The following is a 12,930-nucleotide window of genomic DNA, read 5'->3' on the forward strand; positions in this document are numbered from 1 at the left end:
GAGGATGGAAATACATATGGAGGAGTTTCAATTTACAAAACGTGTGCATAACATATTGGAGATTGCAGCAGAAGAGGCAGAATGTAATATCATTCAACCAGTTCATTTATTTATTGGCATGTGTAAAGAAGGTACTGGCGTTTGTGGCGAGTTGTATATGTATTTGTTCCGTAATATGGGTACGGATTTTTCAGAAAAATTTTCATTACGAAAACAATATGATTTAACGGATCAAGATTATAAAAAAATAGGACAATATAAATTATCCCATAAGACGCTAGAAATTTTACAAATAGCGAAAAAACGTATGGAACGTTTTCAGCAAGTAATAATTAATGAAGGACATGTTATATATGCATTATTTCGTGTAAATCCAGTTATTGAAAATGCACAGATGCAAAGAGATATATTACGTATTATAGCTGAGCCAAGAAATTTAGCAGTCGATTTAAAAAGTTTTGTTCCTATTTATAATGATTTAACTTGTACTGTTAGAAAGGCTAACGCTTCTGATTTTGAACAATTAGCAATTTTTGTTGAAGCAGAATTTGGTGAACGGTGGTTACATTCGATAGAGTATGGATTTCGTACATATAAAGAAAACTTACCTATTTATATAGCAGAGCAAGAAGAAGTGATAGTAGGTTTCGCTTGTTATGACGTAGTGAGAGGAAAGAAAGGATTGTTTGGTCCAATGGGCACGGCGAAACAAAATCGTGTGAAAGGTGTAGGGAAGCAATTGTTACATTGTAGTCTGCATAGTATGAAGCAAGAGGGTTATGAATATGCAATTATTGGGCAAGCGGGCCCAATTGAGTTTTATGAGAGATGTTGTAATGCACGTTTAATACCGATCATGGATTATTAACCAACTTCATTTAGGTGGAGTTGGTTTTATTATGAAAAAAATGTGGGAATGTAGTGATTTTTATTAGAAAATAGCGGGTTTTGTAGTAAATCTTACAAATAAAGCAAATTACTAAACTTTTTATAAGAAAGGGTGTAGAATGGGTATCTAAAGAAAGAAGGTGTGAAAATGGCCAGCTGGAAACGAAATTTAATGATTTGTTGGCTAGGTTGTTTTACCACTGCAGCCGGTATGAGTTTAGTAATTCCTTTTTTATCTTTTTATATTGAGGAATTAGGGGTGACTGGCACTTCTAGTATTGCACAGTGGTCGGGACTTGCATTTGGTGTAACATTTTTAATGGGTGCGATCGTATCACCAATATGGGGAAAGCTTGGTGATATACATGGACGGAAATTGATGCTAATTCGTGCTAGCCTTGGTATGGCGATTATTATGACGCTTATGGGGTTTGTAACGGATGTATATCAACTAGTCGCACTAAGATTTTTGATGGGAGCAGTATCTGGTTTCCTTTCAACAGCAATGACATTTATTGCAGCAGAAACTCCGCAAGAGCATTCAGGTTGGGCGATCTCCACAATTTCAACTGGTGGCGTGAGCGGTTCTTTACTTGGACCGTTACTTGGAGGTTATTTATCTGAGTTAATTGGAATGCGTCATGTTTTTCTTGTTACAGGAGCTTTTTTATTCCTTTCCTTTCTCATCGTTTTTTTCTTTCTACATGAAGAAAATCACTCTGCTCAAGCAAAAAAAGTACAAACGAAAAAAGTATGGACGATGGTTCCAGCTAAACATTTGATTATTAGTTTGTTTGTAACAACATTTATTATTCAACTTGCTAATATGTCTGTTCAGCCAATTGTTACATTGTACGTGAAAAATTTAGTTGGTCCTCAAACAGCGCATATTGAAACAATTGCAGGCGCCGTTATGTCAGCGACAGGATTAGCTGTTATTTTGGCAGCACCAAGATTAGGACGATTATCAGATCATATCGGTCCTCAAAAAACGTTAGTTGTAGCGTTGTTTGCTGCAGGAATTATTTTTATCCCGCAAGCATTTGTAACCTCAGCTTGGCAACTATTAATTCTTAGATTTTTATTAGGTATTGCACAAGCAGGATTATTACCTTCCGTACAAACTCTACTAAAACAACATACACCAACTCATGTAACGGGACGAATATTTGGATATAATCAATCGTTTCAGTTTTTAGGAAATATGATTGGACCAGTACTTGGTGGACAAATTGCAGCACATGCAGGGTTTCAATATGTTTTCTTCTCTACATCATCACTATTGTTTATTGCGTGTATTTGGGTTTATTTTCATAATAAGAACGAAGAGGTATCAGAGAAACGACATTTGGAAGTTAGTTAACTAAGTGAATGAAAAAAGGATGAAGCAATGATTGCTTCATCCTTTTTTCTTTAAAATTGGAGACAAAGATAACTTAATGTACCAAGCTCGTAACTACGGTGAATGACTTCACCGCTATTTTCACCACTTCCCATAGCGATAAATAAAGGAACAAAATGCTCTGCTCTTGGTACTGCTAATTGTGCATGAGGCGCATTGTTTTCCCAATTAAACAACGCATCTTTATCGTTAGTCTGCATATGTTTTATAATCCAATCATCAAATTCAATTGCCCATTGTTCGGGTGTAGTTTGATTCCATTTCAGTGCTCGTAAGTTATGAACGGTAACACCGCTACCGATTACTAAAATATCTTCTTGTCCAAGTCCTTTTAATGCTTCTCCAATCTTAAATTGTTCTTTTGCAGAAAGGAATGGATTTACTGATATTTGTATGACAGGAATATTTGCTTCTGGATACATACGGTGCAATAGTGTCCATGAGCCGTGATCTAAACCTCTCGTCATATTATGATGAACTGGAATACCTTTGTTTTTAAATTTTGTTTCTAACATGGATGCAATGCTAGAAGAACCTTTTGCACGATACTTAATTTCATATAACTCTGGAGGAAAACCTCCAAAATCATAAATTGTTTCATATTCGTTATCTGATGAGGAAATCGTTAATACTTCACTTTCCCAGTGAGCAGTGAAAATAACAATTGCTTTCGGTTTATATGTTTCTCCAAGTGTTTTTAAAAAACTTGTATAATCTGTATCTTGAATAGCGAGCATTGGTGAACCATGTGCTAAAAATAGTGATGGCATCATAGTAAAAACCTCCTAAAACCATATAGTTACTTTATGTAAGTAACTATATAATTTTATAGACGTTTCGTCAACATAAATAGTTTGACAGCTAATCGGAAAAGGTAGGCATTTGTCATAATGAAAGCAATTGCATATAATACATAATAAGAATAATGAATAGATATTCATTTTTGAGATACATAATAGAGTTGGGGGCTGACGAAATGAACGTACAGGAAAGTTTCGTTACGGCATTGGATGAATCAGAAATTTATTTACGCAAGTGGTTACCAGAATGTGAACCGAAAGGGATTATTCAAATTGCACATGGTATGACAGAACATGCAGGTGTTTATACAGATTTTATTGATGCTTTATTAGAAGCAGGGTATGGTGTTTATGCGCATGATCATAAAGGCCATGGGAAAACAGTAAAAAGAGAAGAAGACTATGGTCATTTTGAACCGGATATAGGGTGGAATCAGGTTGTGTCTGATGTGATCTTTGTTTCGGAAATGATAAAAGAAGAGCAGTCATGTCCATTATTTTTACTTGGCCATAGTATGGGATCTTTCCTATCAAGACGAGCTGTGCAACTTAGAGGCGAACTATATGATGGATTCCTTATTTCAGGAACTGGTGGAAACCCAGGGTTCTTAGGAGTCATTGGTCATAAAGTAGCGACAATTGAGATGAAATTACGCGGGGCAAAAACGAAAAGTCCGATGCTAAACTTTTTATCTTTCGGAAATTTCAATTCGCACTTTAAACCAAATCGCACAAAATTTGATTGGTTATCTTCAGATAACAGTCAAGTAGATAAATATATTGCGGATCCATTATGTGGATTCATTTGTACGACTAGTTTTTATCGAGAATTATTTTCTGGTGTGTTAGAAGTAAATAAACTAGAAGAGTTTAAGAAAACACCGCAAAACCTTCCAATACATATTTTTTCAGGAGATTGTGATCCTGTTGGAGATATGGGGAAAGGTGTAAAAGAAGTATATGAAAATTATAAAAAATGTGGCGTAAAAGATGTAACGCTGCGTCTATATGAAAATGGAAGACATGAAATGTTCCATGAAGTGAATAGAGAAGAAGTATTTCAAGATTTGATTTCGTGGTTAGAAGAACATAATAAATGAGAATGAAAGCTAAGTCCAGACTGTTTATAGTTTGGACTTTTTGTTTGTAGGTGTTGCAAGTATTTACTGATGTAGTGTTCATGTCATTTTTACATATTTGAAGGTAGGTTATATTCTATATAATTAAATAAGCAGAAAGCCTTGTGCAAATGAGGAGATAAATGTATAAAATTAATAATCAAACTTTTTATAAAGCAACAGAGGCCATACATAATAGTAGTATAATAGTGAATGAGGTGTTAATAGAATGGAAGATAAAACATTAGGTTTACTATTAGATGTTGTTGGGGAATTATTTTCAGATGAAATTTCAATTGCTGTATCGAATACGAAAGAATATATATACTATCGGCCAAGTAAACGAATTGATTTAAAGATTAGTGTCGGTGATCCTATAAAGGAAGGAACGATTGCTCATAAAGCAATGGTGACAAACCAAAAAACCTCTGAGTTTATGAATCGGGATGTTTTTGGTATTCCTTATCATGGTATGGCCGTACCATTCTCAAACAATGGAAAGCTTGAAGGTTGCGTGACAGCCATTTATCCAGCTTTAACGGACGGAAAATCAGTCGTTACTTTAAAAACAACGGACGGCTGGATTCCGGTTCCCTTTTCAAAAGTCATGTATTTAGAGGCGAAAGATAAAAAGACGTATGTAAATGCAGAAGAGTTAACAGGGACACATAAATACTCGTTACAAGAATTCGAATACTTACTTCCGAAAGATTCATTTATTAGATGCCACCGTTCCTTTATTGTAAATGTGAATCATATTCAAGCGATTTATCCTGATACTCATTCTACTTTTTTACTTTCTATGGATAATGGAGAGAGGGTTCCAGTTAGTCAATCATACGCTAGTTATTTTCGTAAGCTTCTAGGATTCTAAATTATTCTGCTTTAGAGACTAGATTCGCTGTTTTGTCTGAATTTTTGCCATTGTATACTGAAATCCCTATTTAGATACTGTTAAAGTGTAAAATAATTATGAATATTCATAGGGAGAGGGATTACATATGGAGAATAATTTGGATAGAATTAGGGATGAACGTCTGAAAGATCGCGTAGTTACACCTGAAGAAGCAGCTTCATGGATTGAAAGTGGAATGACTTTAGGCTTAAGTGGGTTTACACGTGCAGGTGATGTAAAAGCAGTCCCATTTGCGCTTGTAAACCGAGTTAAGAATGATACATCTTTTAAAGTAAATGTTTATACTGGTGCCTCTTTAGGTTCTGATGTAGATAAATTATTTGCGGAAGCAGGAATTTTAGGGAAAAGATTGCCTTTCCAAGCTGATGCGACTATGCGAAAAGGAATTAATAACGGAGATTTTTTATTTGTGGACCAGCACTTATCTCATACATCAGAGTTACTTCGCGCTGACGTTATGGATGTAGATTTTGCTATTTTGGAAGCGGTTGCGATTACTGAAGATGGCATGATTATTCCAACAACTTCAATAGGAAATTCTTTAGCGTTTTCTTTAAATGCTAAGTCCATTATTATTGAAATGAATATGGCTCAATCCACGCAGTTAGAAGGACTGCATGATTTATATGAACCAGGTAAACAAGGAGAAAGACTTCCAATTCCGATTGTGAAAACGGATGATCGAATTGGAACGATTGGCATTCCAATCGATGTTGAAAAGGTGAAAGGGATTGTGTTTACGAACCAATTAGACTCACCATCGACAATTGTTCCTCCGGATGAAGAAACTGTTATTATGGCACAGCATTTAATAGAGTTCCTTCGAAAAGAAGTCGAAGTAGGCCGATTAACAAATCGTTTAGCACCGTTACAATCAGGAATTGGCTCAGTGGCTAATGCTGTTCTTCATGGAATGTTAGATTCGGAGTTTGAAGATTTAGAAGTGTATTCTGAAGTTTTACAGGATGCAGTCTTTGATCTTATGGATGCTGGAAAAGTCAATTTTGCTTCATGCTGTTCAATCACACTCTCTGAGGAGAAAATGCAAAAAGTATTTTCCAACTTTGAAAAGTATCGTGACAAATTAATGATGCGCCCGCAAGAGATTTCTAATCATCCTGAAATCATTCGTCGCCTCGGATTAATCTCGATTAATACTGCTTTAGAATTAGATATATACGGAAATGTGAACTCTACTCACGTTTTAGGCACAAAAATGATGAATGGTATCGGTGGTTCTGGTGATTTTGCGAGAAATGCTCGCCTAGCTATCTTTGTTACGAAATCGATTGCGAAAGGTGGCAACATTTCAAGTATCGTTCCTTTTGTTTCACATGTGGACCATACGGAACACGATGTAGATGTTATCGTCACTGAACAAGGGTATGTTGATCTAAGAGGACTGGCCCCAAGAGAAAGAGTGGAATTAATTATCGAGAATTGCGCACATCCAATGTATCGTGATCAGCTAAGAGCTTATTACGAAGAAGCTAAAACGAGAGGTGGACAAACTCCTCATGTTTTAGAAAAAGCTTTTTCTTGGCATACGAATTATGCTAAAAATGGAACAATGCTTGAGGCGGTAGTAGAAACTGTATAGGTGTGTATCGTTAGAAATAGTAAAACGAAAGATTGAGTTTGAAAAAAATTTTAGAAGAAGAAAACGCCAACTTTCAAAGATGGCGTTTTTTTCTTTAAATACATTGTTACAGGCCGTACTAATTATAATAAAGATTTATGAAAATAAGAGGGTTTTTTAATTACTTTTCGAATCATTTTAATAGTTTACATATCGAAGGTGAGGAGAAAGAATCATGAAGATAAGAGAAGCGTTATTAAGTGAAGCAAATGAATTAAGTGAACTCGCACTACAATCAAAAGCGACGTGGGATTATAGTGAAGAATTCATACTTGCCTGTAAGGAAGATTTAACTATTACAGAAGAGTATATAAATAATAATTTTGTATATGTTTTTGAAAACGATAATACGAAGATTGGATTTTTCTCATTTTTACGTAATGATAAAGCTCTCGATTTCCTGTACATTCATCCTCGTTACAAAGGGAAAGGCTACGGGAAAATAATGTGGAAGTATGTAATAGAAAAAGCAAATGAACTAGGCTTAAAAAGTTTTACGATTGATAGTGATCCGAATGCAAAAGGATATTACTTGAAAATGGGCGCACAGTTAATCGGAGAGACACCATCAACGGTCTTTAAGGATCGTTTACTGCCTCTTTTGAAATATGATGTGTAAAACTATTAATAGTAGGGGAAGATTAGAGTGGATGATGTAAAGGAAAAAAGAATATATGAAGCATTAATAAGATCGTGGTCGATTGAAACAAGTTCAAAGTGGACGACTGAGAATCCAGCAAAGGGACAGTGTGGTGTAACGGCTTTGGTCGTTCAAGACATATACGGAGGAGAGATTAAAAAGACAAAAGTAAGAGAGGCGTGGCACTTTTATAACTTTATAGATGGACAGAGGTTTGATTTTACAGAGGCTCAATTTAATGAAAAACTGAATTATATGGATATAGAATCAAATCGAGAAGAAGCATTTGCAGATACAAATGAAAAACAATATTGCATGTTGAAGAAAAAGATAACGAAAGAATTGAAATTATCTTTTGACTCTTAATCTTTAATAAGTTACTATAATGGTGGTAACTTATTAAAGGGAACTTCATAGAGTTGAAAGGGGAAATACTTTTGAAAACAACTTATGTAAACGCTACAATCGTAACGATGAATGAACAAAATGAAGTGATAGAAAATGGATATATCATTGTAGAAAATGATCAAATTATAGATGTGAAGAGCGGAGAATTCGCTAATGATTTTGAAGTAGATGAAGTAATTGACATGAAAGGAAAATGGGTTTTGCCAGGGCTTGTCAATACACATACACACGTTGTAATGAGTCTCTTAAGAGGTATTGGTGATGATATGTTATTACAGCCGTGGCTTGAGACAAGAATTTGGCCACTTGAAAGTCAATTTACTCCAGAACTTGCGGTTGCTAGTACGGAATTAGGATTACTTGAAATGGTGAAAAGTGGTACAACATCTTTCTCTGATATGTTTAATCCAATTGGAGTAGATCAAGATGCAATTATGGAAACGGTATCAAGAAGCGGGATGCGAGCTGCTGTTTCAAGAACTTTATTTAGCTTCGGAACGAAAGAGGATGAAAAGAAAGCAATTGAAGAAGCTGAGAAATATGTGAAGCGTTACTATAACGAAAGTGGTATGTTAACTACGATGGTTGCACCGCATAGTCCATATACATGCAGTACAGAACTGTTAGAAGAGTGTGCACGTATTGCAGTAGAAAATCAAACGATGGTTCATATTCACCTTTCCGAAACAGAGCGTGAAGTACGTGATATTGAAGCGCAGTACGGAAAACGTCCAGTAGAATATGCGGCAAGTTGCGGATTGTTTAAACGACCAACAGTGATTGCACACGGTGTAGTATTAGATGACAATGAGCGTGCATTTTTAGCGGAACATGACGTTCGAGTAGCTCATAATCCGAATAGTAATTTAAAACTAGGGTCTGGTATAGCGAATGTAAAAGCGATGTTAGAAGCAGGAATGAAAGTAGGAATTGCAACAGATAGTGTTGCATCTAACAATAATTTAGATATGTTTGAAGAAATGCGCATAGCGACTTTACTACAAAAAGGTATTCACCAAGATGCAACAGCGTTACCAGTTGAAACCGCACTTACACTTGCGACTAAAGGAGCTGCTGAAGTAATCGGTATGAAACAAACAGGATCACTTGAGGTTGGAAAGTGTGCTGATTTTATTACGATTGACCCGTCTAATAAGCCGCATTTACAACCAGCGGATGAAGTGTTATCACATCTTGTGTATGCTGCTAGTGGAAAAGATATAAGCGATGTAATTATTAACGGAAAACGTGTCGTTTGGAATGGCGAATGTAAAACGTTAGATGAAGAGCGTATTATATTTGAAGCAAGTCGATATAAACGAGGTTTGCAAAGATAGGTATTTTTAGGCTGTGGAGAAGGTTTTCTCCACAGCCTGTTTTTGTGTTTGAACCTTTTTATTAATAAAAAGAAGTTAAGAATTTAGATAAAATCATTAGTTTCAAAAATCCTTTACATCATAATGATTATTTAAAGGATTTTGATGTTTCTTATTCTTTTGTCGCGTTGACCCATTTAATAATGTCCTGAATTACGTATTTAGGAATATTAGCAGGGATTTCATATTCACTAGGAAGACTTAATTCCCCATCACCCTCTGTGAAGAAATGATTCAATTTTGGGTATTCATTGAACTGAACATTCCTGCGGTTTGAAAGCCCTTCCTGCCATTTTATATATTCATTTTTTACTGTTACTTGATAATCGCGTGCTCCTTGCAGAATCAGTAAAGGTTCTTTTCGTGATCTTGCCTCTTCAACAGGACGCCACCTAGAAACATCATACATAAAATGAGGCGATCCCAAATTGTAGCCAGTTGGAGGATGCTCAGGATTGAACGTAGGGTCTTGGATAAAAGCGAACTGTCTTTTTAGTTCATCGATTACTTCCTTTGACGCCCCTAGGTATTGATTCTGATCAATGGCAATGTCAGTCAAGGGGCGTGCAGGTGGTGCGAGTAAGATACTTCCTCTAACAAGTGAAGAAGGTGATTTGCTTAGTATACGTGGCATTGCGCCAGCTCCTAGACTATGTCCAAGAATGAAAATATTATTTGGATCAATGCCTTCCTGCTGCGCTGCTGATTTTGCTGCATATATTGCATCATCTGTAGTATCACGGTCTAACGTAACAGGTTCTGCACTCATCTTTAATGCGTGTTCTAAGGTACGTTTTTCATAGCGCAACACTGCAATTCCGTTGGATGAAAGGCCCACCGCAAGATCGCGTAAGATTTTTGTTCCCATATATGTGCTATCGCGATCATGGATGCCAGCACCATGAACAAGAACAACTACGGGTAGCTTTTCACCAGGCTTATGTTTCGGAACCGTTAATGTCGCTGGTAACGGATAGGTGGAATTTCCGATGACGATTTCACGTTCTTGATAAGAGTCAGGTTGATCATAGCTAGGATGCGGGATGGCATATGATTCCTTGGGAGGCCTTTCTCCAATTTCATCTACTTTCCCGCCAGGTGTAAATTTAAGGAGTAGCGGTATGGTAGTTCCTTCGATAACTGCTGGCATTTCCACCGTCTGATGGACTAAGTTTCGTTCTTTTATCACGGGGGGCCCCATGCTTTTTATACCGCTCCAGCCACTCTGTGTCCACCAGTTTTGTAATGTGTTTGCTGTAAACTTGGATTGAAAAGCAGCAGACGTCAACTGAAGTGCCTCTACATATTTATCTTGCTGGAGATATTCAAAAAATAATGAGGTACGCTCCGTTAAAGAGACTCGTTTTTTTTCTACAGATGGTTCCTCATGTGTATTTGCGTGAATAGCTGTTGTAAGCGGAAAAGATGAAATGCCTAAAGAAAAGAGCAGGGTAAAGGAAAGTATTGATTTTTGTATTTTCTTTTTTTTATTCATGTTTTAACCTCCAATATGTGATGGTGAAAAATAGGTATGATAAATTAAGGTTCTGTTGTAACAACGTCTAAACCATTGATATGTTCATCTAAAACCAACAGTTCTGGTTTTGTCGTAATCGCTCTAGTAACTCCTAATCTCTCTTTCTTCACTTTATATTTTGACTATACGAAACAAAGTTCTCGTTTTTCTTACTTGATCCTTACAAAATCCTTAAGTGTATAAGATTTGTAAAATATCACTTGCTACTTGACCTGAATTTCAAAAAAAAGCGGCATTTCTTAATGGAGATAAAAAAATATCCCAACCAAACTGTACCTATATGTCTATTAAGTTAATTATGGGGGGATTTATATGAAACAGAAGAAAAGTTAAAGCAAAAAGGGAGGTATACAATAGGAGATGTTTTTTAAACTTGAGCGAACAGCGTAGATTATACATTCAATCTTTAGTGATCCTTTTTAAAAGGGTCACTTTTTTCTTGAACGAATAAATATTCAAAAGAATGTCGCATCTTTCTGTTCATATTTCTGCTATAATATATAACGCTTTATAATATTTTATATTTAAGGAGAACAACTCATGAAGCGAAAAAAGAGCCATTTAATGGTAATGGCACTTGTTACATCTTTATTATTAACAGCTTGTAATAATAAGGAAAATAAAAGTGATGCAGAGTCAAAAAAACAAGTATTAAATGTAACAGTATCAGAAGAGATTCCTTCTCTTGATACCGCGAAAACGATGGATGGTACGTCAGCGCACGTTATGCAAAACATATTTGAAGGGTTGTATGTATTAGATAATCAAGATCAGCCTATTCCAGCGGTAGCAAAATCGTTTAAAAGAAGTGAAGATGGTAAAAAATATACATTTGATTTGCGTAAAGATGCAAAATGGTCAAATGGAGACAGTGTGACAGCAAATGATTTTATGTTTGCATGGAAACGTGCAATTAATCCTGAAACAGCGTCTCAATATGCGTATATGCTTTTTTACGTGAAAAATGCAAAAGAGATAAATAAGGGAACAGTACCTCTTGCTGAACTTGGGGTTAAAGTTATAAATGATTATAAATTGGAAGTGGAACTTGAACAGCCAATCCCGTATTTTTTACAGTTGTTAGCGCTACCTATTTACTTACCACAGCATGAATCATTTTTGAAAGAACAAGGAAAGAATTATGCATTGGAACCTAGTAATCTCATATATAATGGGCCATTTGTATTAGAGAAATGGAAGCATGAACAAGAGTTTCAATTAAAGAAAAATGCTACATATTGGGATGAAAAGAAAGTGAAATTAGACGAGATAAACTTTCAAATTGTAAAGGATACAATGACCGCTGTTAATTTATACGAAGCTGGTAATTTGGACCGGGTGCCTATTAATTCTCAATTTGTAGACAAGTATAAAGGGGATAAGGAGTTACATATGTCGAGCGAACCTGCAATTGCTATGCTACGTTTTAATGAAAAAAATAGTGCGTTAGCAAATAAGAAAGTGCGACAGGCTATTTCATTCGCGTTAAATAAAGAGGATTTCGTTGCTCATTTTATTAATAACGGAGCAAAACCTGCAACTGGGCTAGTACCAGTTGGGCATATCAATGAAGAAACGGGAAAAGATTTTAGGGAAGAAAACGGAAACCTTTCTTTATATGATGTACAAAGTGCGAAAAAAAATTGGGAAGAAGCGAAAAAAGAGCTTGGAGTAGAACAAGTAAACTTCGAGTTTTTAACATTTGAACAAGATAACGCAAAACGTATGGCAGAATATATAAAAGGTGATTTAGAAAAGAATTTACAAGGATTAACGATACAAATTAAACAACAGCCATTTAAGCAAAAATTACAGTTAGAACAAACAGGTGATTACGATATAACTATGGCAAATTGGGGACCAGACTATAAAGACCCAATTAGTTATTTAGAACTATTTACGACGGGTAATCAAAATAATAAAATGAATTATTCTAACCGTCACTACGATGAATTAATAAAGAAAGCGAAAAGCGATCTAGTATTAGATCAGAAGAAAAGATGGGAAGCATTGCAAGAGGCCGAGCGTATTCTATTAGGGGATGCTGCGGTCGCACCGCTTTATCAAATGGGCTCAGCTTACGTACAAAAGGATTATGTAAGAGGAATTGAAAAGCATCAATTTGGTGGTATTTATACTTATAAGAATGCTTATATTGCAAATGAATAAATACAAAAAACCTTACTTTTTTGAAGTAAGGTTTTTT

At 35.6% G+C, this 12,930-nt stretch carries 11 protein-coding genes; 9 read left to right on the forward strand and 2 right to left on the reverse strand.

The window, feature by feature from the left end:
- Positions 1-16 precede the first annotated feature (16 nt).
- Positions 17-868 carry a GNAT family N-acetyltransferase gene (locus ACTFR9_RS01875; RefSeq protein WP_229136417.1) on the forward strand — a complete coding sequence of 284 codons (852 nt, stop codon included), beginning with the start codon at positions 17-19 and terminating at the stop codon, positions 866-868.
- 168 nt (positions 869-1,036) lie between these two features.
- Complete coding sequence (locus ACTFR9_RS01880) at positions 1,037-2,251, forward strand: multidrug efflux MFS transporter (RefSeq protein WP_000179317.1); 1,215 nt, start codon at positions 1,037-1,039, stop codon at positions 2,249-2,251.
- 50 nt (positions 2,252-2,301) lie between these two features.
- Here ACTFR9_RS01880 and ACTFR9_RS01885 read toward each other — a convergent pair whose 3' ends face one another.
- Positions 2,302-3,063, reverse strand: a complete 762-nt coding sequence (locus tag ACTFR9_RS01885; protein WP_000982925.1) for a DODA-type extradiol aromatic ring-opening family dioxygenase — start codon at positions 3,061-3,063, stop codon at positions 2,302-2,304.
- Positions 3,064-3,266: 203 nt separating this feature from the next.
- Between ACTFR9_RS01885 and ACTFR9_RS01890 the strand changes: the two genes are divergently transcribed.
- The 6 genes from ACTFR9_RS01890 to ACTFR9_RS01915 all read left to right on the forward strand — a co-directional run bounded on the left by ACTFR9_RS01890 (position 3,267) and on the right by ACTFR9_RS01915 (position 9,148).
- Positions 3,267-4,190 carry an alpha/beta hydrolase gene (locus tag ACTFR9_RS01890; RefSeq protein ID WP_001102555.1) on the forward strand — a complete coding sequence of 308 codons (924 nt, stop codon included), beginning with the start codon at positions 3,267-3,269 and terminating at the stop codon, positions 4,188-4,190.
- 247 nt (positions 4,191-4,437) lie between these two features.
- Positions 4,438-5,082, forward strand: a complete 645-nt coding sequence (locus ACTFR9_RS01895; RefSeq protein WP_000389714.1) for a LytTR family DNA-binding domain-containing protein — start codon at positions 4,438-4,440, stop codon at positions 5,080-5,082.
- Between the two features lie 127 nt (positions 5,083-5,209).
- Positions 5,210-6,724, forward strand: a complete 1,515-nt coding sequence (locus ACTFR9_RS01900) for an acetyl-CoA hydrolase/transferase family protein (protein ID WP_000429782.1) — start codon at positions 5,210-5,212, stop codon at positions 6,722-6,724.
- A gap of 214 nt (positions 6,725-6,938) precedes the next feature.
- A complete protein-coding gene (locus ACTFR9_RS01905) occupies positions 6,939-7,382 on the forward strand; it encodes a GNAT family N-acetyltransferase (RefSeq protein ID WP_000701911.1) in 444 nt (147 codons plus the stop codon).
- A 27-nt stretch (positions 7,383-7,409) separates the two neighbouring features.
- Positions 7,410-7,769, forward strand: a complete 360-nt coding sequence (locus ACTFR9_RS01910; protein ID WP_000342916.1) for a YunG family protein — start codon at positions 7,410-7,412, stop codon at positions 7,767-7,769.
- A 53-nt stretch (positions 7,770-7,822) separates the two neighbouring features.
- Positions 7,823-9,148 (forward strand): bifunctional S-methyl-5'-thioadenosine deaminase/S-adenosylhomocysteine deaminase, encoded by a 1,326-nt coding sequence (locus tag ACTFR9_RS01915; protein WP_025991679.1) that lies wholly within the window; start codon positions 7,823-7,825, stop codon positions 9,146-9,148.
- A gap of 151 nt (positions 9,149-9,299) precedes the next feature.
- Here ACTFR9_RS01915 and ACTFR9_RS01920 read toward each other — a convergent pair whose 3' ends face one another.
- A complete protein-coding gene (locus tag ACTFR9_RS01920; protein WP_440048934.1) occupies positions 9,300-10,682 on the reverse strand; it encodes an alpha/beta hydrolase family protein in 1,383 nt (460 codons plus the stop codon).
- A 582-nt stretch (positions 10,683-11,264) separates the two neighbouring features.
- Here ACTFR9_RS01920 and ACTFR9_RS01925 point away from each other — a divergent pair.
- Entirely contained in the window at positions 11,265-12,893 is a 1,629-nt protein-coding gene (locus ACTFR9_RS01925; protein ID WP_440048935.1) for a peptide ABC transporter substrate-binding protein, read from the forward strand.
- The last annotated feature ends 37 nt before the right edge of the window (positions 12,894-12,930 follow it).

The sequence above is a fragment of the Bacillus cereus group sp. MYBK222-1 genome (genome assembly GCF_051916425.1).
Classification (GTDB): Bacteria; Bacillota; Bacilli; order Bacillales; family Bacillaceae_G; genus Bacillus_A; species Bacillus_A paranthracis.